Source organism: Streptomyces sp. NPDC052682 (genome assembly GCF_040678435.1).
Lineage (GTDB): Bacteria > Actinomycetota > Actinomycetes > Streptomycetales > Streptomycetaceae > Streptomyces.
On sequence record NZ_JBFATS010000011.1, the window covers coordinates 262,475 to 286,191 of the forward strand.

The following is a 23,717-nucleotide window of genomic DNA, read 5'->3' on the forward strand; positions in this document are numbered from 1 at the left end:
CCTCCTCGCCGGCGCCCGGCCCCGCCCCTCTTCGACGGCCGGCCCCGCGCGGTGCCGCTGTGCGGGGACGGCGAGCACGCGCTGGGTGTCGTACGGCGTCTCGTGCGCGACGTGGGCTGCGAGCCGCTGAACGCGGGCGGTCAGTCGCCGTCGCGCAGGGCGCGCAGGGTGTCGATGCGGTTGGTGGTGATCGAGTCGACGCCCAGGTCCAGCAGACGGCGCATGGCGCGGCGGGTGTCCGGGGTCCAGGCGGACAGCAGGTAGCCGTCGGCGTGGACGCGTTCCGCCAGCGCCGGGCCCAGCAGGCCGAAGCGGTAGTTCAGCCAGCGCGGGCGGATCGCCTCCAGCAGGGCCGGGCGCGGCGGGGCCAGGGTCGTCCAGGTCAGGGCGATCTCGGCGGCCGGGTCGGCGGCGCGTACGGCGAGCATGGCCCGGGCGTCCGCGCAGTAGTACACCCGGTCCCGCGCCCCGCACTCGTGTACGACGTCCACCACCCGGCGCGCCGCCCGCGCGTCGGGCGTGCCCGGCAGGTCGAGCATCACCCGGTGCCCGTCGGTCGCGGCCAGCGCCTGCGCCAGGGCCGGCACGCCGCCGCCGGTCAGCTCGCGCACCTCCCGCCAGGACAGGGCGAGCAGCGGCCGGTCGTGCTCCCACAGCCGTTTCAGCGTCGGGTCGTGCAGCAGCACGGGCACGCCGTCCCGGGTGAGCCGTACGTCGACCTCGACCGCGTCCGCGCCCCGGGCGAGCGCGGAACGCAGCGAGGCGATGGTGTTCTCCCGGACGCGGTAGGGGTCGCCGCGGTGGGCGACGGCGGTGACGGGGCGGGGGGAGGTCATGGTGGTCAGCGCGCCAGCCAGGCCGAGGTGTAGGCGTCGATCTCCTGCTTGATGCGGGCCTTGCCGGGCTCGTCAAGGAAGGAGGCCTCCACCGCGTTCTTGGCCAGGTCGGCGAGGCCGCGCTCGTCGAGGTCGAGGAGGCGGGCGGCGACCGCGTACTCGCTGTTGAGGTCGGTGCCGAACATCGGCGGGTCGTCCGAGTTGATCGTCACCAGGACACCTGCCCGCACGAACTCCCTGACGGGGTGCTCGTCGAGGGTGCGCACCGCGCGCGTGGCGATGTTGGAGGTCGGGCACACCTCCAGCGGGATGCGGTGCTCGGCGAGGTGGGCGAGCAGCCCGGGGTCCTGCGCGGAGCTGGTGCCGTGGCCGATGCGCTCGGCCCGCAGGTGGGTGAGGGCGTCCCACACGGTCTCGGGGCCGGTGGTCTCACCGGCGTGCGGCACGGAGTGCAGCCCGGCGGCGATGGCCCGGTCGAAGTACGGCTTGAACTGCGGGCGCGGCACGCCGATCTCGGGCCCGCCGAGCCCGAACGACACCAGGCCCTCCGGGCGCAGCCGGTCGTCGGTGGCGAGCCGCACGGTCTCCTCGGCGGCTTCGAGCCCGGCCTCGCCGGGGATGTCGAAGCACCAGCGCAGCACGGTCCCGAACTCGGCCTCGGCGGCCTTGCGGGCGTCCTCGATGGCGTCCATGAAGGCCCGGGCGTCGATGCCCCGGCGGGTGGAGGAGTACGGCGTGATGGTCAGCTCGGCGTAGCGCACCTGCTGCCGCGCCAGCTCGCGGGCCACCTCGTAGGTCAGCAGCCGGACGTCCTCCGGGGTGCGGATCAGGTCCACGACGGACAGGTACACCTCGATGAAGTGGGCGAAGTCCGTGAAGACGAAGTAGTCGGCCAGGGCCTCGGGGTCGGTGGGGACCTTTGAGTCGGGGTGGCGGGCGGCCAGCTCGGAGACGATCCGGGGGGAGGCGGAGCCGACGTGGTGCACGTGCAGTTCGGCCTTGGGCAGTCCGGCGATGAAGGCGTGCGGATCGCGGGCCGCACCGGCGGCGCGTGCGGCGGGACGGTCGGTCAAGGTTCCTCCCCGGGAACGGCGTCCCCGGCCGTGGCACACGGTGGGCGGGGACGCGGGTGATCGGCTGATCGTGACTGGGGTCATCGTAGGCGGGCCCGGCAGGCCGTGCGGGTGGGGGCCGGGCAGGTCCGGGGAGGCAGACCGGGCAGGCCTGAGGCGGCGCGGGGTGCCGTGGGCGGGGGACCCGGTCGTGGCACGCGGGGCCGTGGCCCGTAGCATGGCAGCACGATCGACCAGGGGGGACGTCACATGACGGACGCGACGCAGCCGGGCGGGGACATGGCGGGCGGCCACGACCCTTGGGCTCCCCCGGAGCGCAAGACCTCGCTGGACAAGGGCCCCGGGACCGCCGCCGGGCAGCCGCCGCAGGGACCGGACGTGCCGGCCTCGGCTGGGCCCTCGGGGCAGTTCGCGCCGCAGCCGCCGTCCGTGCACGACCAGGCCACGGTCACCTCCCTGCCGGCCGCCGGCTTCACCCCGCCCGGCGCGGCCGCTCCCGCCGCCGGTGCCGCCCCGTACGACGGCTCCGGCTCCGCGGTGCCCCCGCCGCCCGTCGCCCCCACCGGCCCCGCGGCACCCGGGAGTTACGGCTACCCCGGCTATCCGCAGGGCTACGGCTGGCCCGGCATGCCGATGCCCCCGCAGAACGGCATGGGCATCGCCGCGATGGTGCTCGGCATCCTGTCCTGCTGTCTGTTCTGCCTGTACGGCGTGGTGTCCGTGGTGCTCGGCATCCTCGCCGTGGTGTTCGGCATCAAGGGCCGCAAGAGGGCCGAGCAGGGCGTGGCCGACAACCACGGCCAGGCGCAGGCCGGCCTGATCATGGGCATCATCGGCATCGTCCTGGGCATCACCGTGATCGTCCTGATCGCCATCGGTATCACGGCCGCCATCAACAGCGACCGGGGCGGCTCCTCCTACGGCGCCCAGGGCCCGGTCACCACAGCGCCGCCCACGGCCCGGCGGTGAGCACCCCGACCGGCCCCTGAGACCGGCTTCCGCCAAGCGCGGCCCGCGCGGACAACCGGGCCACTAGCATGCGGAGGTCTGTCAACGGAGGGGAGACCGCTCATGTCCCACACCAATCCCGCACCCGGTGGATTCGGGCCACCGTCCCAGCCCCCGCAGCAGCCCGCCCCCGGCTACGGCTCTCCGCAGTCCGGCCCGGCCTACGGCTACCCGGCGAGTTCGCCGTACCCGGCCGCACCGCCCGCGGCGTACCCGCAGGGGCCCGGCTACGCGATGCCCATGCAGCCGCGCAACGGCATGGGGACCACCGGTCTGGTGCTGGGCATCATCGGCGTGGTGTGCAGCGTGACCTTCATCATGTGGTTCATCGGCATCATCCTCGGCATCCTCGCGATCATCTTCGGCGCCATCGGCCGGGGCAAGGCCAACCGTGGCGAGGCCACCAACAAGGGCGCGGCCACCACCGGTCTGGTCTGCGGCATCGTGGCCACGGTGATCCTGCCGCTGCTGGGTCTGCTGCTGTTCGCCAGCGTCATGGGCGGTCTCGGCGCGGCGTCCTGACCGAGTCGGCGACCCGCCCGACGGGGGCCGGTCCTGGACCGGCCCTTCGGCGTTCGAGGGCCGCTTGGGGATCGGCCCTTCCGCGTGGGAGGAGGCGGTTCCGGGGGAGGGTCCTGGACTGGTTCCCCGGTACGGGTGCGGGTCTTGGACTGGCTCTCCGGTACGGGGGCGGGTCGGGGACCGGCGCCTCGATACCGGGGCGGGTCCAGAACCGGCTCTCGGTACGGGCGGGTCCAGAACCGGCTCTCGGTACGGGCGGGTCCGGGACCGGCTCTTCGCTTTGAGGGGCGGCATGCGGACCGGCCGTTCGCGCGAGGGGCCGGGCCTCTACGCGGCCGTCAGCGTGAGGGCGCCCGGCCTCGGTCGGCCGTCCGGCCCTAGGGCCGGTTCGTGGACGGCCCCTTCACCTTGAGGGCATGAACGCCGTCCGGCCCGAGGCCGGGTCCCGACCGGCCCTCCGTCACCCCGCCCGCAGCCGCTCCCGGGCCTCCATCAACGCGAAGCCCAGCAGGTTCGGCCCGCGCCAGCGCTCCGGGTCCGTCGCCGCCTCGTCGTCCGCCGCCAGGCCGATGCCCCACACCCGGTCCACGGGACTCGCCTCCACCAGCACCCGCTCACCGGTGCCGAGCAGGAACTGCCGGAGATCCTCGTGCGCGGCGAACTTGTGGACGCTGCCCTCCACCACGATCCGGAACCGCTCCCGCTCCCAGGCCGCCTCGTCGAAGCCGCGCACCAGCCGCCCGGCCTTCTTGGCCAGTGAGGGATGGTCCGCGGCCAGCACCCGCCGCTCCGCCTCGGCGTCCTGGAACAGCCGGGCCTTCTCGGCCATCATCCAGTGCTCGGCGGTCCGGTACGTGACCTGGCCGACCGTGAACGGCGACGGCCACCACTGGCTCAGGCAGCTCGGCCCGATCCGCCCGTCCGGCCGCGGCCGATGCCCCCAGAAGTGCAGATACTTGACGCGGGTTCCCGCGCGAACCTCGCTGATCAGCGCCTCGCGCGACCTGATCACCCCTGTCATGCCCCTCACCGCCCCGTGATCTTTCCCTGTGCACGCGAGTCTGGCACGCGGCACTGACACTCCGTCCCGCTTTTCCGTGGCTGCTCGCCCTCCCTGCCGACAGATTCCGTCGCGTAACCGAAAGGCAACAACGGAATCCCTTGTCGAGGTGGCCTCCCTCTGTCAGGATCGGCACTCACATCGAGCGTGAGCCACGCCGGGCCCCGCCACGGGGACACGGAGGAGAGCGACATGCACCACCCGGGCACCACCACCCCGGATCGATTTCCGGCCAAGGACCGCTTCGCGGACGGCGCGCAGTACATCGCGGGCCGTCTGACACGGGGCACCTCCGGCCGCACCCACGCCGTCGTCAATCCCGCGACCGGCGAGGAGGTCCTCGCCTACGAGCTCGCCGGCCCGCAGGACGTCGACCGTGCCGTCGCCGCGGCCCGCGAGGCGTTCCCGGGGTGGGCGTCGGCCACCCCCGGCGAGCGTTCCGACGCCCTGCACCGCTTCGCCGCCGTGCTCGCCGAGCGCGCCGAGGACCTCGCCCGCGCCGAGTCCCTCCAGTGCGGCAAGCCGCTCAAGCTCAGCCGTGAGTTCGACGTCCCGGGCACCCTCGACAACACCGCCTTCTTCGCCGGTGCCGCCCGCCACCTGCAGGGGCAGTCCGCGGGTGAGTACTCCGGCGACCACACCTCCTACGTCCGCCGCGAACCCGTCGGAGTCGTCGGTTCGATCGCGCCCTGGAACTACCCCCTCCAGATGGCCGCCTGGAAGATCCTCCCGGCGATCGCCGCGGGCAACACCATCGTGCTGAAGCCCGCCGAGCTCACCCCGCTGACCTCGCTGATGTTCGCCCAGGCCGCCACCGACGCCGGCATTCCGGACGGTGTGATCAACATCGTCACCGGCACCGGGCAGGAGGCGGGCGAGCACCTCGTGTCCCACCCCGACGTGGCCATGACCTCCTTCACCGGCTCCACCGCCGTCGGCAGGCGGGTGGCCGCGCTGGCCACCGCCACCGTCAAACGCCTCCACCTGGAGCTCGGCGGCAAGGCGCCCTTCGTCGTCTTCGACGACGCCGACCTGGAGGCGGCCGTGCACGGCGCGGTCGCGGGCGCCCTGATCAACACCGGGCAGGACTGCACCGCCGCCACGCGCGCGTACGTGCAGCGGCCGCTGTACGAGGCCTTCGTCGAGCGGACCGCCGCGCTGATGGAGACCGTCCGGCTCGGCGACCCGTTCGCCCCGGGCACGGACCTCGGCCCGCTCGTCTCGTACGCCCAGCGCGACCGCGTCGCCGGGTTCGTCGACCGGGCCCGGGCCTACGCGCGCGTGGTGACCGGCGGCCGGGCACCGGAGGGCGACCTCGCCAGGGGCGCCTACTACCGGCCGACCCTCATCGCGGACGCCCCCCAGGACAGCGAGGTCGTGCAGTCGGAGATCTTCGGTCCGGTCCTCGCCGTCCTGCCCTTCGACACCGACGACGAGGGCATCGCGCTCGCCAACGACACCCCGTACGGGCTCGCCGCCTCCGCCTGGAGCCGGGACGTCTACCGGGCGCACCGCGCCACCCGCGAGATCAGGGCCGGGTGCGTGTGGGTCAACGACCACATCCCGATCATCAGCGAGATGCCGCACGGCGGCTTTCGGGCCTCCGGCTGCGGCAAGGACATGTCCCTCTACTCATTCGAGGAGTACACGCAGGTCAAGCACGTCATGTTCGACAATACGGCGGTTGCCGCCAAGGACTGGCACCGCACGATCTTCGGGGAGCGGCGGTAACCGGTCCGGGCACCGCCGGATGTGACGACAGGCCGCCGACCACGGCCGACCTACCCTCCGAAAGGGCACCACGCGCATGGAGCAGTACGAGCCCGACCGCCTGTCACCGGCCCAAGTGGCCGCCATGCGGCGCAGTTTCCGCAACGGCCGGGCCGCCCTCACCCGCCGCTCGCTGCTGCGCGCCTCCGCGGGCGGCGCGCTCACGGCCGGCGGACTCGGCGCGCTGAGCGCCTGCGGCATCCCCGCGGCCGGCCAGACGCAGGGCGGCGTGTCCGCCGAGGACCACTCGGCCGAGGAGAAGGTCGTGGCCTTCTCCAACTGGACCGAGTACATGGACGTCGACGACAGCGGCAAGCACCACCCGACGCTGGAGCGCTTCACCCGGCGCACCGGCATCAAGGTCAGGTACACCGAGGACATCAACGACAACAACGAGTTCTTCGGCAAGATCAAGCCGCAGCTCGCCGCCGGCCAGGACACCGGCCGGGACCTGATCGTCCTCACCGACTGGCTGGCCGGGCGACTGATCCGCCTGGGCTGGGTGCAGAAGCTGGACCCGTCCCACCTCCCGCACGCCTTCGCCAACCTCTCCCCGCAGTTCCGCAGCCCCGACTGGGACCCGGGCCGCGCCTACTCCTACCCCTGGCAGGGCATCTCCACGGTCATCGCGTACAACAAGAAGGCCCTCGACGGCGTCGAGGTGACGTCGGTCTCCGACCTGCTGGACAACCCCAAACTCAAGGGCCGCGTCGGCTTCCTCACGGAGATGCGCGACACGATCGGCATGACCCTGCTCGACATGGGCAAGGACCCGGCCGACTTCACCGACGACGACTACGACGCGGCCGTCGCCCGCCTGCAGAAGGCCGTCGACAAGGGCCAGATCCGCCGCTTCACCGGCAACGACTACACCTCCGACCTCACCAAGGGCGACTTCGCCGCCTGCCTGGCCTGGGCCGGGGACGTCGTGCAGCTCAAGGCGGACAGCCCGGACGTCGACTTCCTCATCCCGGACAGCGGCTACCTGACCTCCAGCGACAACCTGCTGATCCCCAACAAGGCCCGGCACAAGACGAACGCCGAGCGGCTCATCGACTACTACTACGAGCCCCGGCCCGCCGCCGAACTCGCCGCGTACATCAACTACGTCTGTCCCGTCGACGGCGTGAAGGACGAACTCGCCAAGATCGACAAGGACGCGGCGAACAACCCGCTGATCCTCCCCGACAAGGCCATGCAGGCCAAGTCCCACGCCTTCCGCTCCCTGAGCGCGAAGGAAGAGACGGCCTACGAAGAGAAGTTCGCGAAGCTGACAGGGGCGTGACGGCGATGACGACGAAGAACACGACGAAGCCGGGCAAGGTGACGACACTGGACGCCGGTGGCGACGTCCGCCTCTCGGCCATCAGCAAGACGTACGGCTCCTTCACCGCCGTCCACCCGCTCGACCTGACCGTGCCGCAGGGCTCCTTCTTCGCCCTGCTCGGCGCCTCCGGCTGCGGCAAGACCACCACCCTGCGCATGATCGCCGGTCTGGAGGAACCCACCAGCGGCACCGTGCACCTGGGCGACCAGGACGTGACCGCGCTCCCGCCCCACAAGCGGCCGGTGAACACGGTCTTCCAGTCCTACGCCCTCTTCCCGCACCTGGACATCTTCGAGAACGTCGCCTTCGGCCTGCGCCGGCGCGGCATCAAGAGCGTGAAGAAGCAGGTGGAGGAGATGCTGGAGCTCGTCCAGCTCGGCGAGCAGGCCCGCAAGAAGCCCCACCAGCTCTCCGGCGGCCAGCAGCAGCGCGTCGCCGTGGCCCGCGCGCTGATCAACCACCCGAAGGTCCTGCTCCTCGACGAGCCGCTCGGCGCGCTCGACCTGAAGCTGCGCCGCCAGATGCAGCTGGAGCTCAAGCGCATCCAGACCGAGGTCGGCATCACCTTCATCCACGTCACGCACGACCAGGAGGAGGCCATGACCATGGCCGACACGGTCGCCGTGATGAACGCGGGCCGCGTGGAGCAGCTCGGTTCCCCGACCGACCTGTACGAGAACCCGCGCACCACGTTCGTCGCCAACTTCCTCGGCACCTCCAACTTCATCGAGGCCGAGGTCGACTCCCGGGCGGGCGAGGAGATCGTGCTGAGGGCGGGCGGCGGCAAGCTGGTCCTGCCCGCGGCGCGGTGCAGCGCGCCCACCACGCCCGGCGGCAAGGTGCTGGTCGGGGTCCGCCCGGAGAAGATCGCTCTCGCCCACGCCGACGACGCCGGCGAGATCGCGGCGGGCCGCAACCGGATCACCGGCCGGATCGCCGACTCCAGCTTCATCGGCGTCTCCACGCAGTACGTCGTCGACAGCCCGGTCTGCCCCGGCTTCGAGGTGTACGTCCAGAACATCGACCGCGACGCGCGGCTGGTGCCGGGCGCCGAGGTCGTCCTGCACTGGAACCCGGCGCACACCTTCGGTCTCGACGCCACCCAGGACGCCGACGCGGGCCTCGAGGAAGAGGCCGCCCGATGACGACACTCACCGAGGCGCCCCCGCCCCTCGCCCCGGAAGCGCCCGAGCCCGCGCCCCCGAGGAAACGGGGCCGCTGGACGCCGTACGTGCTGCTGCTGCCCGGCATCCTGTGGCTGCTGGTCTTCTTCGCGCTGCCGATGGTCTACCAGGCCTCCACGTCCGTGCAGACGGGCTCCCTGGAGGAGGGCTACCGGGTCACCTGGCACTTCGCGACGTACTGGGACGCGCTGGCCGCGTACTGGCCGCAGTTCGTCCGTTCGGTGCTCTACGCGGGCACCGCGACGCTGCTGTGTCTGCTGCTGGGCTATCCGCTGGCGTATCTGATCGCGTTCCGGGCGGGCCGCTGGCGGAACCTGATCATGATCCTGGTGATCGCGCCCTTCTTCACCAGCTTCCTGATCCGCACCCTGGCCTGGAAGACGATCCTCGCGGACGGCGGGCCCGTCGTCGGGGCGCTCAACACCCTGCACGTCCTGGACGTCACCAGCTGGCTGGGCCTGACCGCCGGCGACCGCGTGCTGGCCACCCCGCTGGCGGTCATCTGCGGTCTGACGTACAACTTCCTGCCGTTCATGATCCTGCCGCTGTACACCTCGCTGGAGCGGATCGACCCGCGGCTGCACGAGGCGGCGGGCGACCTGTACGCCCGGCCCTGGACCACCTTCCGCAAGGTCACCTTCCCGCTGTCGATGCCGGGCGTGGTCTCCGGCACGCTGCTGACCTTCATTCCGGCGGCCGGCGACTACGTCAACGCCGACCTGCTCGGCTCCACCGACACCCGCATGGTCGGCAACGTCATCCAGACCCAGTTCCTGCGCATTCTGGATTACCCGACGGCGGCGGCGCTCTCCTTCATCCTCATGGCCGCGATTCTGCTCATGGTCACCCTCTACATCCGTAAGTCCGGGACGGAGGATCTGGTCTAAATGCCCTTCGTCACCTGGCTCAAGCGCCGTCTCGTGGTCCTCGCGGGACTGCTGACACTCGCTTATCTGCTGCTGCCGAACATCGTCGTGACGGTGTTCTCGTTCAACAAACCCAAGGGGCGTTTCAACTACGCGTGGCAGCACTTCTCGCTGGACGCCTGGAAGGACCCCTGCGGCGTTTCCGACCTGTGCGGCTCCCTGTCGGTCAGCCTCCAGATCGCCTTCTGGGCGACGCTGGGCGCCACCCTGCTCGGCACGATGATCGCCTTCGCCCTGGCCCGCTACCGGTTCCGGGCGCGCGGCGCCGTCAACTCGCTCATCTTCCTGCCGATGGCGATGCCCGAGGTCGTCATGGCCGCCTCGCTGCTCACCCTGTTCCTCAACATGGGCGCCGAGCTGGGCTTCTGGACGATCCTCATCGCCCACGTCATGTTCTGCCTCAGCTTCGTCGTGACGGCGGTCAAGGCGCGTGTGATGTCGATGGATCCACGCCTGGAACAGGCCGCCCAGGACCTGTACGCCGGTCCTTTCCAGACGTTCGTGCGGGTCACCCTGCCGATCGCCGCCCCCGGTATCGCGGCGGGCGCGCTGCTCGCCTTCGCGCTCTCCTTCGACGACTTCATCATCACCAATTTCACCGCGGGTTCGACCGTCACCTTCCCGATGTTCGTGTGGGGATCGGCCCAGCGCGGCACGCCCGTGCAGATCAACGTCATCGGCACGGCCATGTTCGTCCTCGCCGTGCTCCTCGTCCTGACCTCGATGGTCGTCTCACACCGCAGAAACAAACAGAAGGCGTAAAGCCCTGTAGGGAGTTGAAATCATGGCCCCGAGCGCCATGAACCAGTGGACCAGATCCCTCTCCGAAGCCCAGCCGGTCCCGTACTGGCTGGACGACCCCGGCAGGCCCCGCCCCGAACCCGCCCTGACCACCTCCGAGACCTGTGACCTGCTGGTCGTCGGCGGCGGCTACAGCGGACTGTGGACCGCGCTGATCGCCAAGGAGCGCGACCCGCAGCGGGACGTGGTGCTGGTGGAGGGCCGCGAGGTGGGCTGGGCCGCCTCGGGCCGCAACGGCGGCTTCTGCGCCGCCTCCCTCACCCACGGCCTGCCCAACGGCCTGGCCCGCTGGCCCGGCGAGATCCACAAGCTCCAGGAGCTGGGCATCCGCAACCTCGACGCGATCGAGGCGTCCCTCGCCCGGCACGGCATCGACTGCGACTTCGAACGCACCGGCGAGATCGACGTCGCCACCGAGACGTACCAGGCGTGGGAACTGCGCGACTGGCACGAGGAGATGGCACGCCGGGACCTGGCCGACGGCGTGGAGTTCCTCGACGCCGACGCGGTACGGGAGCAGGTGAACTCCCCGACCTTCCAGGCGGGCCTGTGGGACCGCCGCGGCGTGGCCATGCTCCACCCGGCCCGGCTCGTCTGGGGCCTGAAGCGGGCCTGCCGGCAGCTCGGCGTCCGCGTCTACGAGCACACCCCCGCCCTCGCCCTGAAGCCGTACGGGGCCGGCCTGGCCGTGCGCACCCCGTACGGCCAGGTCCGCGCCCGCCAGGTCGCCCTCGGCACCAACGTCTTCCCGAGCCTGCTGCGGCGGGTCCGCTCGTACACGATCCCGGTGTACGACTACGCCCTGATGACCGAACCGCTCACCGCCGGCCAGCTCGCCTCGATCGGCTGGAAGAACCGCCAGGGCCTGGCGGACAGCGCCAACCAGTTCCACTACTTCCGCCTGTCCGCCGACCACCGCATCCTGTGGGGCGGCTACGACGCCGTCTACCCGTACGGCGGCCGGGTGCGCGCCGAGTACGACGACCGGCCGGAGACCTACGCCAAGCTCGCCGGGCACTTCTTCACCTGCTTCCCGCAGCTGGAGGGCGTCCGGTTCACCCACGCCTGGGGCGGCGCGATCGACACCTGCTCCCGCTTCTCGCCGTTCTTCGGTACCGCCCACCAGGGGAAGGTGGCGTACGCGGCCGGTTACACCGGCCTCGGCGTCGGCGCGACACGGTTCGGCGCCGAGGTGATGCTGGACCTGCTGGCGGGGGAGCGTACCGAGCGCACCGAGCTGGAGATGGTGCGCCGCAAGCCGCTGCCGTTCCCGCCGGAGCCGCTGGCCTGGACCGGCATCGCGCTCACCAAGTGGTCCCTGGCCCGGGCGGACGCGCACGGCGGGCGGCGCAACCTGTGGCTGCGGACGATGGACCGGCTGGGGCTGGGCTTCGACAGCTGAGGGGGCACGCCGGCCGGTGAGCCGGTTCACCCGGAAGTGTCGGCAGAACCCGCGTAATGCCCACCGGGGGACCTCCCTCTCTCCTGCGGGACGCGACCGGCGTCCGCGCGAGAGAGGGAGGTCTTCGACGATGACTGGGTCCAAGGCGGCGGTGGAGTGGCTGGCATCCGTCGCACCCGATCCCGAGGCCTGCCGCTGGGCGTGGGAGCGCAACCCGCACGGGGTGGCGCTGCTGCCGGCCGGCAAGGCCTGGGACGTCCTGATCCTGCCCGCCGCGCTCGGCTACCCCACGCTCGACGTGCTCACCCGGGTGCTCGACCGGCCGGGGCCGGTCCTGGCCGACTTCGGCGACGCCCGGACGGGTTTCTTCGTGCCGCCGGGCACCGCGTCACGCTGGCTGGGCACCGGCATCCGCACGGCGGGGCAGGGCACCTGGATCGTCGTGCCCCATCCCGGCCGCTCGGCCGCCGGCGGTATCCGCTGGCTGGTCCCCCCGGACGGCTCGGGCACCCTCACCGACCCGGCACTGCTGGAACTGGCCCTGCACGAGGCGGCGGCCGGACCGGCGACGGAGGAGGACCGCTGGTGAGGCACGGGGCACGGCTGGTGAGGCACGGGGCACGGCTGTCGAGGCACCGTCTGCCCGCCGGGTGAGGCACGCTCTCCCCGCCCCCGCGGGGTCACGGTCTGCGGCGCAGGAGCAGCGCGAAGCCCGTCAGCAGCACCGCACCGAGGCACCAGCCGGCCACGACGTCCAGCGGCCAGTGGTAGCCCCGCCGGACGAGGCCCAGGCCGACGCCCACGTTGACGACGACACACCCCGCCACCAGGACGCGGCGAGCGAGCACGGCGCGCAGCCAGGGCAGCAGGAGCAGGGTCGCGCAGCCGTAGGCGACGGTGGCCGTGGCCGTGTGGCCGGAGGGGTAGTAGCCGGTGCCGGGCGGCATGACCGGTGTGCCCGGGCGGTCGGTCAGCTCCTTCACCGGGACGACCAGGGCGGGCACCAGCGCCATCAGCAGGGCGGCCGCGGCCGGCGGCAGCCACCAGTGGACCGTACCGGTGGCACGGGCCCGCCAGGCGACGCAGAGCAGCACGGCACCGAGGACCGGCACCGCGACGGGGACGTTGCCGAGGTCGGCGAGGAGTTCCGCACCGCGGTCGGGGTGGAGCAGGGCCCGGCTGACACGCTCGTCGAGGCCCAGCAGCGGGCCGTCGGCGGTGACCTGCCAGGTGATCAGGGCGAAGAGCGCGGCCGGGAGACCGAGCAGGATCACCGGCGCGGAGCGCCTTCCCGTGGGGGCGTCGCGGCCTTGCTTGCCGGAGATCGACATGGCGGACAGCTTGGCACGGCGACGGGGCAGGGCCGGCGGCGCCCGGGGTGACCGAGAGCGCCGCCTCGCCGGTGTGGCGGGGCGGCGCAGGAGGGGGAGCCGGCCGCCCCGGAACAGGGGGGGGTGGTTCCGAGGCGGCCGTGCGGACCGGAACGTCGCACGCCCCGGGGGGTTTGGGGCGGCGACCGTCCGATCGGTGAGGAGATTCCAGAGCTCAGGCTCCGGTTGTGTGCGCGAGGGCACGACCAGGTCGAAGCTGGGGAGGCCCCGGCCTGATGCCACCCACAGTCCCCTGTGGGCGGGGTGTATCTCTCATCTGCGTAGAACGTACGACAGGGGATGCGCGTGCGACAGGGTGAAAGGGCTCCTGCCATCCACCTCGCACACGTTCTTCACACGCTCTGCGGCTGTGGCACTCAGATGCGCGTGAAGGCCTGCTCGATGATGTCGAGGCCCTCGTTCAGCAGGTCCTCGCCGATGACCAGCGGCGGCAGGAAGCGCAGCACGTTGCCGTAGGTGCCACAGGTCAGGACCAGCAGGCCCTCGGCGTGGCAGGCCTTGGCGAGCGCCGCCGTCGCCTCCGGGTTCGGCTCCTTGGTGGCACGGTCCTTGACCAGCTCGATGGCGATCATCGCGCCGCGGCCGCGGACGTCGCCGATGATGTCGAACTTCTCCTGCATCGCGGTCAGGCGGGCCTTCATCACGGCCTCGATCGCCTTCGCCTTCGCGTTGAGGTCGAGCTCCTTCATCGTCTCGATCGCGCCGAGCGCGCCCGCGCAGGCCACCGGGTTGCCGCCGTAGGTGCCGCCCAGGCCGCCCGCGTGCGCCGCGTCCATGATCTCGGCGCGGCCGGTCACGGCGGCCAGCGGCAGACCGCCCGCGATGCCCTTGGCGGTGGTGATCAGGTCCGGGACGATGCCCTCGTCCTCGCACGCGAACCACTGGCCCGTACGGCAGAAGCCGGACTGGATCTCGTCGGCGACGAACACGATGCCGTGGTCGGAGGCGAACTGGCGGATCGCGGGCAGGAAGCCCTTGGCCGGTTCGATGAAACCGCCCTCGCCCAGCACCGGCTCGATGATGATGGCGGCGATGTTCTCGGCGCCGACCTGCTTGGACATCTGGTCGATGGCCTGCGCGGCGGCCTCCGGACCGGCGTTGTCCGCACCCGTCGGCCAGCGGTAGCCGTACGCCACCGGCACCCGGTACACCTCGGGCGCGAACGGCCCGAAGCCGTGCTTGTACGGCATGTTCTTCGCCGTCAGCGCCATGGTGAGGTTGGTCCGGCCGTGGTAGCCGTGGTCGAAGACGACGACGGCCTGGCGCTTGGTGTAGGCGCGGGCGATCTTGACGGCGTTCTCGACGGCCTCGGCGCCCGAGTTGAACAGCGCCGACTTCTTGGCGTGGTCGCCCGGGGTCAGCTCGGCCAGCGCCTCGGCGACGGCGACGTAGCCCTCGTACGGCGTGACCATGAAGCAGGTGTGGGTGAAGTCGGCCAGCTGCGCGGTGGCCTTGCGGACGACGGCCTCGGCGGAGGCGCCGACGGACGTCACGGCGATGCCGGAGCCGAAGTCGATGAGCCGGTTGCCGTCGACGTCCTCGATGATGCCGCCGCCCGCGCGCGCCGTGAACACGGGCAGCACGGAGCCCACGCCCTGCGCGACCGCTGCGGTACGGCGGGCCTGAAGCTCCTGCGACTTCGGGCCGGGGATGGCGGTGACGACGCGGCGCTCCTGCGGCAGTGCGGTCATGCGGGGCTCCTGGGGGTGTGCGGTGCGGTTCCTTGCCTTGTCTCTTTCTCGCAGGCTAGGACCGGTGCCGGGGAGTGGGCATGCTCCATGTGGGCGCTGTCGGCGCTGCCGGTTGTCCGCGGTGGACATAGCAGCGCACGGGCCGGTTGCTCCCGGACCGGCCGCGTAAGCGGTGAACTCGCCCTGCCCGGGCGCTAGATTGGCTCGGCGATGGTGGACGGAACGGCTGGTCAGGGGGCAGCGGAGATGGACAGCGACGGGACGCGGGACGCACGCGGGACGCATGCGGATCCTGTGCCGCAGGCACGCTCCGCCTTTCCCCCGAGGCCCTCGGTGGCGCCACCGGTGCCCCCGCTGCCTCCGGGGGCCCCGCCCTCGCCGGACGGCTCCGCGTTCCTGGCCTGGCTGCGTGCGCCCCGCCCGGAGACCCTGCCGGGCATCTGGCGGTTCGCACACCGGCCGCGGCCGGAGGAGGAACCTGAGGTTGTGCCGGCGCGGCAACTGGTGAGCGGTGCGGTGATCGCAGCTCTCAGTGGCTGGCTGCTCTGCTCTTTGCTCTATAACGGCTATCTGGGCAGTTTCTGGCTGTGGCCGTGGTTTGTGCTGGCTCCGGACTCGTGGATCCTTGGCCGGGGCGGCCATGTGGGGGGCGTGGCTTCTTATGTCTACGAGGGTCTTTTCTTCGCCATCATCTTCGTGATCTTCGGGAGGATCGGCCGCTGGCCGGAGCTGTGGCGCCGCTACGGCCCGCCCGCCTGGCGTGGCTCCGCCCCCGGCGACCAGCCGCCGCCCGCCCCCGGCCAGGACCCCGCCGAGTGGCCGCAACTGCGCGCCGCCGGTGCCCCGGAGGCCGCCGACCGACTGGCCGCCGAGGCCCGGGCCGGGCTGATGCGGGACGTCGACTACGCCCGGATCACCCGCGCCTGGCAGGGCGTGCGCAGCGGCCGGCACAGTCTGGCCACTTTCACACATGCGGTGCTCAGCGAGGGTGCCGCCGCCTGTCCGCACCCGTCCGGCGCCCGCGACCTGGCCGCCAGGCACGCCCGACACGACCTGATGACTGGGCAGGTGCGGCTCGGCACCACGGCCGACGACACCCGCAACCCCTATGCCTACCGGGGCGCAGGCCTCGGCCTTGGTCCCGAGCTGCTCGGCACCTCCCTGCTCGCCGTCGGGCCGGCCGGGTCCGGCAAGACCGGGACCGTCGTCCGGCCGCTCGCCGAGTCGCTGTGTCTGCACGCGCTGGCCGGACGGGCCGCGGTCGTCGTGGTCGGCGCGGCGGGCGCGGGACTCGGCCCGGCCGACGCCTACGACGTCGTCGTACGGATCGGAAATCCGGACTCCGCGTACGACCTGGACCTGTACGGCGGCACCACCGACCCCGACGAGGCGGCCGCCGTGCTAGCCGAGGCCCTGGTCGGTGACCTCGCCGACCCGCATCCGGGCAGCGACAGCCGCCGTTCCACCACCGTCCTCGCCCAGCTGCTCGGGCCGTTCCGCGCGGTTCACGGGCGTTTCCCCTCCGTACCGGAGCTGCGGCAGTTGCTGGACGGGGCGCCCGGGCCGCTGGCCGCGTTGCGCCAAGCGCTCCAGGCCGCAGGACAGGAGTCGCTGCTGCGCGAACTCGACGCGCGGGAACGCCAGCTCGGCCGGCCCGGTGATGTGAGCGGGGTCCTCGCGGACCGGGTCGCACTGCTCGACAGGCCCGCCTTCGCCGGCTTCTTCGACACATCCGGCACCTCGCGGCCGTTCTCACTCAAGGCCCTCGACCACCCGGTGCGGGTGCGCATCGACCTGCCCGAGCGCGGGCACGCCGACGCCTCGCGGATGCTGGCACGGCTGGTGCTGGCCCAGTTCACCGCCAGCGTGGCGGTGCGCGAGGACCGCTCGCTGTTCGCCTGCCTGGTGCTGGACGACGCCACCGGGGTCGTCACGCCCGAGTCCGTGCGCGGGGTCCAGCGGCTGCGGTCCGCCAACGCCGGCGTCGTGATGACCCTGCGCACGCTGGACGACGTTCCGCGTCCGCTGCGCGGGCCGCTGCTCGGAGCCACCGGGTGCCGGATGGCGCTGTCCGGGCTCACACCGTGGGACGGGCAGGACTTCGCCGAGGTGTGGGGGAAGGAGTGGACCGAGGCGCGGGACGTCACCGACCGGCAGATCATCGCCGAGACCCCGGCCGGGAAGGCCGTGCACATGCTGCGCCGGGTGATCACCGGCAAGGCACCGACGGCCCGGGCGGTGACCGTACGCCAGGTCGAACGCGAGCGCTGGTCCGCCTCCGAGCTGGCGCATTCCGTGCCGCCCGGGCACGCCGTGCTGTCGCTGACCACCGTCCAGGGCGAACACGCGCCGCCGCTGCTGGTGGACCTGCGGGGCTGAGGCTGCGACCGGAGCGGGCGACCGTACAGTGAGGCAGAATCGGCACGGGACGTTCATACGTCCCGGCCAAAAGATCACAACGATCACACAGCCCTGACGCAGACCTGAAGGCCTCATGCCCCCGACGCTCGCCTCGCTCGTCCACCACTCCGCGCTCAAACTGACCGTGCGCGCGGGCGAGGACCGCCTCGATGTGCCGGTCCGCTGGGCGCACGTCAGCGAGCTCGCCGACCCCGTGCCCTACATGGAGGGCGGGGAGCTGCTGCTGATCACCGCGCTCAAGCTGGACGCGGAGGACCCGCAGGCCATGCGCCGGTACGTCCGGCGGCTGGTGGGAGCCGGGGTGGTCGGGCTCGGCTTCGCCGTGGGCGTGAACTACGACGAGATCCCCGAGGCCCTCGTCGACGCGGCCCGGGAGGAGGGCCTGCCGCTGCTGGAGGTGCCGCGCCGCACCCCGTTCCTGGCCATCAGCAAGGCCGTCTCCGCCGCGATCGCCGCCGACCAGTACAAGGCGGTCACGGCGGGCTTCGCCGCCCAGCGCGAGCTGACCCGGCAGGCGCTCACCGACGGGCCGGAGGGCCTGCTCGCCGCGCTCGCCGCGCAGGTCGACGGGTGGGCGGCGCTGTACGACGCCTCGGGCGCCGTCGTCGCCACGGCACCGGAGTGGGCCGGGCGCAGGGCCGCGCGGCTCACGGCCGACGTACAGCGGCTGCGGCAGGGGCCCGCGCCCGCCTCCTCGGTGGTGGGCGGCCCCGACACCGAGGACCGGGTCGAGCTGCACTCTCTGGGCACCGGCCGGCGCCCCCGCGCGGCCCTCGCCGTGGGCACCGCCGCGGCCCTCGGCACCGCCGAGCGGTACGCCGTCCACTCGGCCATCGCCCTGCTGACCCTCACCACCGAGCGCTCCCGCTCCCTCCAGGCCGCCGAGCAGCGGGTGGGCGCGGCGGTGCTGCGCATGCTGCTCGCCGGGGAGCCGGACCACGCCCGCGCGGTCGCCGGCGACCTGTACGGCGGACTGCTGGACGCGCCGTTCCGGGTGATCGTCGCCGAGTCGGTGGCGGCTTCGGCGGCCCGGGCCCAGGTCGACGCCCCCGCGCGGGTGCCCGCGACGGCACCGTCGGCCGCCGCGCTGGCCGCCGCCGACTCGGGCGGCGACCCGCTGGGGGCCCTCGCCGACGCGGTGGAGTCCGCGGCCGCCCGGGCCGGCGAGGCCGTGCTCGTGGTGCCGGAGGGCGAGCGGCTGGTGGTGCTCGGCACGGACGGGGGAGCGGCCGTCGCGGCCTGCGGCGACTACGCGGCGGCCCTGGAGGCGGCCCGCACCGCGGCCCGCACCGGCACGGCGGCCGAACGGGCCGCGGGCGAGGACGAGATCGTGGCCGGCCTGTCGGCCCCGGCCGGCCCCATCGCCGCGGCCGCCGCCTACAAGCAGGCCGAACAGGCCCTGTCCGTGGCCCGGCGGCGCGGCAGGGTGCTCGTGGAGCACGAGCAGATGGCGTCCGGGTCGGTGCTGCCACTGCTCGCCGACGACGCGGTGCGGGCGTTCGCCGACGGGTTGCTGCGGGCGCTGTACGAGCACGACGCGACGGGGCGCGGCGATCTGGTGGCCTCGCTGCGGGCCTGGCTGTCACGGCACGGGCAGTGGGACGCGGCCGCGGCGGATCTCGGGGTGCACCGGCACACGCTGCGCTACCGCATGCGGCGGGTCGAGGAGATCCTCGGGCGGTCGCTGGACGACCCGGACGTCCGGATGGAGCTGTGGCTGGCGCTGAAGGCGACCTCCACCGAGTAGGCGTACGCCGAAGCGGAGTGCCTGCGTCCCCCTCCACTCCACCCCGGCCAAACGCCCGCCGGCCGCCGCCGCCCTACCGTGGACCCTGCACATCAGGCAATCCACTCCAACGCGGAAGGGCCGGGAACTCACCTATGACTTCCACCCACGCCTTCTGGCTCGCCGGCCGCCAGGTCACCGGCGAGGACAGCTTCGACGTCACCTCCCCGTGGGACGGCCGGGTCGTCGGCCAGGTCAGCGTCCCGACCGACGCGCAGGTCGAGGAGGCCGTGGCCGCCGCGTACGCCGTACGGGACGAGTTCGCCGCCACCCCCGCCCACGTGCGCGCCGCCGCCCTCGACCACGTCAGCAAGCGGCTCGCCGAGCGCACCGAGGAGATCGCCCGGCTGATCTCCGCCGAGAACGGCAAGCCGGTCAAGTGGGCCCGCGGCGAGGTCGGGCGGGCCGTGTCCGTGTTCCGGTTCGCCGCCGAGGAGGCCCGCCGCTTCAACGGCGGCGAGGCCCAGCGGCTCGACACCGACCTCGGCGGACAGGGCCGGCTCGCCCTCACGCGCCGCTTCCCCAAGGGCGTCGTGCTCGGCATCGCGCCGTTCAACTTCCCGCTCAACCTGTGCGCCCACAAGGTCGCCCCGGCCATCGCCGCCGGCGCGCCGATCATCCTCAAGCCCGCCCCGGCGACCCCGCTGTCCGGCCTGCTCATCGGCGAACTGCTCGCCGAGACGGAGCTCCCGGCCGGTTCCTGGAGCATCCTGCCGGTGCCGAACGACCGTATGCCCGCCCTGGTGCAGGACGAGCGCCTGCCGGTCATCTCCTTCACCGGCTCCGAGAAGGTCGGCTACGCGATCATGGACTCGGTGCCGCGCAAGCACTGCACCCTGGAGCTCGGCGGCAACGGCGCGGCGGTCGTGCTGGCCGACTGGGCGAGCGAGGAGGACCTGGACTGGGCGGCGAACCGCATCGCCACCTTCTCCAACTACCAGGGCGGCCAGTCCTGCATCTCCGTGCAGCGCGTGATCGCCGACGCCTCCGTGTACGACCGGCTGCTGCCGCGCATCGTCGCCGCCGTCGAGGCCCAGGTCACCGGCGACCCGTCCGACGACGCCACCGACGTCGGCCCGCTGATCAGCGAGGACGCCGCCCAGCGCGTCGAGGCGTGGGTGAGCGAGGCCGTCGGGGCCGGGGCCACCCTGCTCACCGGGGGCAAGCGCGAGGGTGCCTCCTACGCGCCGACCGTGCTGACCGACGTACCGGCCGGCGTGACGCTGTCCTGCGAGGAGGTCTTCGGGCCCGTCCTGACGGTGCAGAAGGTGGACGGCGAGGCCGAGGCCTTCGCCGCCGTCAACGACTCCAAGTACGGCCTGCAGGCGGGCGTGTTCACCCACGACCTGCAGACCGCCTTCCGTGCCCACCGCGCCCTGGAGGTCGGCGGAGTGATCATCGGCGACGTGCCGTCCTACCGCGCCGACCAGATGCCGTACGGCGGTGCCAAGCAGTCCGGTGTGGGCCGTGAGGGCGTCCGGTTCGCGATGGAGGACTACACCTACGAGCGCGTGATGGTCCTGACCGGACTCGCCCTGTAGGACCGCGGACGCGTCCCCGGAAGCTTCTAGCTCATGGGAACCGTTTTCATATAGGCTGGGGGAAGAGGCCCGGCACCGCTGCCTTCCGGTGCCGGGCCCCTTCTGTGTGCCGGCCTCGTCCGGACCCTCAACCGGAGAAGCCGACGCGCGCGAGCCGCACCGGGCCGCGCAGCTTCAGGTGCACGTCGTGCACGCCCTCGGCGGCGACGGGCGCGCCGAGCGAGGTGTAGTCGTACGGGCCCGAGGACGCCCCCGCACGAAGGGTCAGCACGGCCAGCGCCGGACCGCCGTCCAGGGACAGCTCCAGCACGCCCTCACCCGCCACCTCGGCGGTCACCCCGGTGACGCCCGCCCCGAAGTCGCAGGCCCGGAAGACCAGTTCCCCCGTCGCGCCGGGCGCGGGCGTCACCGCGTCGCCCGCCGTCTTCGTCCGGTCGACGAGCTCCGTGCCGCTCTGCTCGTCGAAGTCGGCCGCCTCCAGGCCGCGTTCGGCGACCTGGCGGGGCGCCCCCGGCTCGCCGTCGAGCGTGACGGTCGTCCGCAGGCGGATGTCCTCGCTGGAGGCGCCGGCCAGCAGGTCGTACGGTCCCGGCTCCACGCGCCACCGGCCCTGCGCCACGTCCCAGAACGCGAAGGACGACAAGGGGACCTCGAAGGACAGCTCCGCCTTCTCGCCGGGGGCGAGCGTGACCCGGCGGTGGGCCACCAGCTCGCGCCGCGGGCGGGGGACCGACGGGTTCACGGCCCGCGTGTACAGCTGGGCGACCTCGTCGGCGGTGCGCTCGCCGGTGTTGGTGACCGAGAAGGAGACCCGCACCGACCCGGCCTCCACGTGCGCCGCCAGGTCGCCGTAGGCGAAGGACGCGTACGACAGGCCGTGCCCGAAGGGGAACAGTGGGGTGCCATCGAAGTACAGGTACGTCTGGCGGCTGCCGATCACGTCGTAGTCGAGCAGGTCGGGCAGGTCGCCGTCGTCGGCGTACCAGGTCTGCGGCAGACGGCCCGCGGGGGAGACGTCACCGGCCAGCACACGGGCCAGGGCGGTGCCGGCGGCCTGGCCGCCGTGCGCGGTCCACAGCAGCGCCGGGAGCGGCGCCGCCTCGACCGCGTAGGGGTAGGCGGAGACAAGCGTCAGCACGGTGTCCGGGTTCGCCGCCCGGGCGGCGCGCAGCAGCCGCTCCTGGTGGCCGGGCAGCCGCAGGGTCGTCCGGTCCTGCGTCTCCCGGCCGTTGATGTGCGGGTCGTTGCCCGCGACCACCACGACCACGTCGGCCCGCGCGGCGGCCCGGGTGACGGCGTCCTCGCCGCGCTCGACGACGACCACCTCGAAGACCTCGGCATCCTCCGCGTCCGCCGGGGCAACCTTCACGCCGTCGGCGGCGACCGTGACGTGCCGATCCGTTCCCAGGTGCCTGAGGAGGTGGCCGTCCCCGTGCGGTTCGAGACGGAAGGTCTCCTGGACGAACCAGCCGCCGGGCTGGTCGGCGGAGGCACGCAGGTAGCCGTCCTCGGCGACCGAGAGGTAGCGGCCGTCGGGCGCGCGCAGGGTCAGGACGTCCTCGCCCCAGTCCACGAGCGCGAGTTCGGTGCCGACGGGGTCGGTGGTCAGCGCAGGCAGGTCGGTGCGGCCCGTGAGCAGGGCCGGGTCGAGGGCGCCCTCGGCGCCGGGTGCCTCGGTGCCGGTGCCGTCCGCGGGCGGGACGTGCAGGAACGTACCGGCGGCGGTTTTCAGCCGGATCCGGTCCACGCCCTCCGCGAACTCCACCCGCTCGGCGCCGAACCGCTCGTACAGGCCCTCCAGCGGGGTGGAGCGGTGCAGCAGCGTGCCGCTGTACCAGTCGAGTTTGCACTCGTCGGCCAGCAGTCCCACCACGGCGATCCGGGTGCCGGGGGCGAGGGGGAGCAGCCCGTCGTTCTTGAGCAGCACGATCGCCTGCTCGGCGGCCTCCCGCGCCAGCGCGCGGTGCTCCGGCGTGTCGAACGCCCCGGCCTCGTCGTGGCCGTCGAACTCGCCGAGCCGGAAGCGCACCGAGAGCTGGCGGCGCACCGCCGTGTCGATGTCGGCCTCGGTCAGCAGGCCCTGCTCCAGGGCGCCGCGCACCCGGGCGATGATCTGCGAACTGTCCGTGCCGTGGTCGGTGAAGCTGTCGACACCGGCGAGGAGCGAGGCGGCGACGGCCTCCTCGTGGGTGTCGTAGTAGTGCTCGGAGTCGACCAGGTTGGAGGGCGCGCCGGCGTCCGAGCAGACCAGCAGGTCCTCGTCGGTCCAGGTGCGCAGGTGCTCGCGCAGGTACGGGGAGACGTGGTTGGGGCGGCCGTTGACCAGGTTGTACGCCGGCATCACCCCGGCCACCGCGCCCGCCTCGACCGTCTCGCGGAAGGCCCGCAGGTCGTACTCGTGCAGCACCCGCGGGCGGACCGAGCTCGACGTCGTCGACCGGTCGGTCTCGTTGTTGTGCGCCAGCCAGTGCTTCAGGACCGGCGCCGTGCGCCAGTACACCGGGTGGCCGCCGCGCAGTCCGTGGGTGTAGGCGGTGGCGATCGCCGAGGTCAGCTTCGGGTCCTCGGAGTAGCCCTCCTCGTTGCGGCCCCACAGCGGGTGGCGCAGCAGGTTCACCACCGGCGCCCAGATGTTGAGGCCGACCCGCTCGTCGCGCGCCCGCAGGGCGCGGACCTCCTGCGACACCGCCTCGCCGACCCGCCGTACGAGCTCCGGGTTCCAGGTGGCACCGAGCCCGACGGCCTGCGGGAACACCGTCGCCGGGCCCATCCACGCCACGCCGTGCAGCGCCTCCTGCCCGGTGCGGAAGGCCGCGATGCCGAGCCGTTCGACGGTGGGCGTGAACTGGTGCAGGAACCCGGTCTTCTCGTCGAGCGTCAACCGCGCGAGGAGATCGTCGATGCGCTTCGCGATCGGCAACTGCGGATCGCGGAACGGCGGCACGGGCGGCGTGGGTGCGGTCACGTGGGGTTCCCCT

Annotated in this window: 17 protein-coding genes and 1 pseudogene; 12 read left to right on the forward strand and 6 right to left on the reverse strand. The window is 72.8% G+C overall.

Annotated elements, in window-relative coordinates:
• Positions 1-140: 140 nt before the first annotated feature.
• Positions 141-836: a glycerophosphodiester phosphodiesterase gene (locus AB0K80_RS19810; protein ID WP_365671285.1), complete on the reverse strand. Its 696-nt coding sequence runs from the start codon at positions 834-836 to the stop codon at positions 141-143.
• 5 nt (positions 837-841) lie between these two features.
• Positions 842-1,970 (reverse strand): annotated as a pseudogene (locus tag AB0K80_RS19815) (adenosine deaminase).
• 188 nt (positions 1,971-2,158) lie between these two features.
• Between AB0K80_RS19815 and AB0K80_RS19820 the strand changes: the two are divergent.
• Positions 2,159-2,878, forward strand: a complete 720-nt coding sequence (locus AB0K80_RS19820; RefSeq protein WP_365671287.1) for a DUF4190 domain-containing protein — start codon at positions 2,159-2,161, stop codon at positions 2,876-2,878.
• Between the two features lie 102 nt (positions 2,879-2,980).
• A complete protein-coding gene (locus AB0K80_RS19825; RefSeq protein ID WP_365671289.1) occupies positions 2,981-3,439 on the forward strand; it encodes a DUF4190 domain-containing protein in 459 nt (152 codons plus the stop codon).
• A 460-nt stretch (positions 3,440-3,899) separates the two neighbouring features.
• On the opposite strand, the gene AB0K80_RS19830 is transcribed toward AB0K80_RS19825, so the two are convergent.
• Positions 3,900-4,460 carry an NADAR family protein gene (locus AB0K80_RS19830; protein ID WP_365671291.1) on the reverse strand — a complete coding sequence of 187 codons (561 nt, stop codon included), beginning with the start codon at positions 4,458-4,460 and terminating at the stop codon, positions 3,900-3,902.
• A gap of 231 nt (positions 4,461-4,691) precedes the next feature.
• Between AB0K80_RS19830 and AB0K80_RS19835 the strand changes: the two genes are divergently transcribed.
• From AB0K80_RS19835 to AB0K80_RS19865, 7 genes are all read left to right on the forward strand, one after another.
• A complete protein-coding gene (locus AB0K80_RS19835) occupies positions 4,692-6,230 on the forward strand; it encodes a gamma-aminobutyraldehyde dehydrogenase (RefSeq protein ID WP_365671293.1) in 1,539 nt (512 codons plus the stop codon).
• A 76-nt stretch (positions 6,231-6,306) separates the two neighbouring features.
• Complete coding sequence (locus tag AB0K80_RS19840; RefSeq protein ID WP_365671295.1) at positions 6,307-7,554, forward strand: spermidine/putrescine ABC transporter substrate-binding protein; 1,248 nt, start codon at positions 6,307-6,309, stop codon at positions 7,552-7,554.
• Between the two features lie 5 nt (positions 7,555-7,559).
• Positions 7,560-8,741, forward strand: a complete 1,182-nt coding sequence (locus AB0K80_RS19845) for an ABC transporter ATP-binding protein (RefSeq protein ID WP_365671298.1) — start codon at positions 7,560-7,562, stop codon at positions 8,739-8,741.
• Positions 8,738-9,667 (forward strand): ABC transporter permease, encoded by a 930-nt coding sequence (locus AB0K80_RS19850; protein ID WP_365671300.1) that lies wholly within the window; start codon positions 8,738-8,740, stop codon positions 9,665-9,667. The genes AB0K80_RS19845 and AB0K80_RS19850 overlap by 4 nt, the downstream gene beginning before the upstream one ends.
• Positions 9,668-10,468 carry an ABC transporter permease gene (locus tag AB0K80_RS19855; RefSeq protein ID WP_365671302.1) on the forward strand — a complete coding sequence of 267 codons (801 nt, stop codon included), beginning with the start codon at positions 9,668-9,670 and terminating at the stop codon, positions 10,466-10,468.
• 22 nt (positions 10,469-10,490) lie between these two features.
• Positions 10,491-11,909 (forward strand): FAD-dependent oxidoreductase, encoded by a 1,419-nt coding sequence (locus AB0K80_RS19860; RefSeq protein ID WP_365671304.1) that lies wholly within the window; start codon positions 10,491-10,493, stop codon positions 11,907-11,909.
• Positions 11,910-12,039: 130 nt separating this feature from the next.
• A complete protein-coding gene (locus tag AB0K80_RS19865) occupies positions 12,040-12,498 on the forward strand; it encodes a hypothetical protein (RefSeq protein WP_365671306.1) in 459 nt (152 codons plus the stop codon).
• Positions 12,499-12,589: 91 nt separating this feature from the next.
• On the opposite strand, the gene AB0K80_RS19870 is transcribed toward AB0K80_RS19865, so the two are convergent.
• Positions 12,590-13,240, reverse strand: coding sequence for a phosphatase PAP2 family protein (locus AB0K80_RS19870; protein ID WP_365671307.1), 651 nt, complete (start codon positions 13,238-13,240; stop codon positions 12,590-12,592).
• A gap of 416 nt (positions 13,241-13,656) precedes the next feature.
• On the reverse strand, positions 13,657-14,991 hold the full coding sequence (gabT, locus tag AB0K80_RS19875; RefSeq protein WP_365671309.1) for a 4-aminobutyrate--2-oxoglutarate transaminase: 1,335 nt from the start codon (positions 14,989-14,991) through the stop codon (positions 13,657-13,659).
• Positions 14,992-15,237: 246 nt separating this feature from the next.
• Between gabT and AB0K80_RS19880 the strand changes: the two genes are divergently transcribed.
• The 3 genes from AB0K80_RS19880 to AB0K80_RS19890 all read left to right on the forward strand — a co-directional run bounded on the left by AB0K80_RS19880 (position 15,238) and on the right by AB0K80_RS19890 (position 20,739).
• Positions 15,238-17,370, forward strand: coding sequence for an ATP-binding protein (locus AB0K80_RS19880; RefSeq protein ID WP_365671311.1), 2,133 nt, complete (start codon positions 15,238-15,240; stop codon positions 17,368-17,370).
• Positions 17,371-17,485: 115 nt separating this feature from the next.
• Entirely contained in the window at positions 17,486-19,159 is a 1,674-nt protein-coding gene (locus AB0K80_RS19885; protein ID WP_365671313.1) for a PucR family transcriptional regulator, read from the forward strand.
• 134 nt (positions 19,160-19,293) lie between these two features.
• Positions 19,294-20,739: an aldehyde dehydrogenase family protein gene (locus AB0K80_RS19890; protein ID WP_365671315.1), complete on the forward strand. Its 1,446-nt coding sequence runs from the start codon at positions 19,294-19,296 to the stop codon at positions 20,737-20,739.
• Between the two features lie 127 nt (positions 20,740-20,866).
• On the opposite strand, the gene AB0K80_RS19895 is transcribed toward AB0K80_RS19890, so the two are convergent.
• Positions 20,867-23,704: a glycoside hydrolase family 3 C-terminal domain-containing protein gene (locus AB0K80_RS19895; RefSeq protein WP_365671317.1), complete on the reverse strand. Its 2,838-nt coding sequence runs from the start codon at positions 23,702-23,704 to the stop codon at positions 20,867-20,869.
• Positions 23,705-23,717 lie beyond the last annotated feature (13 nt).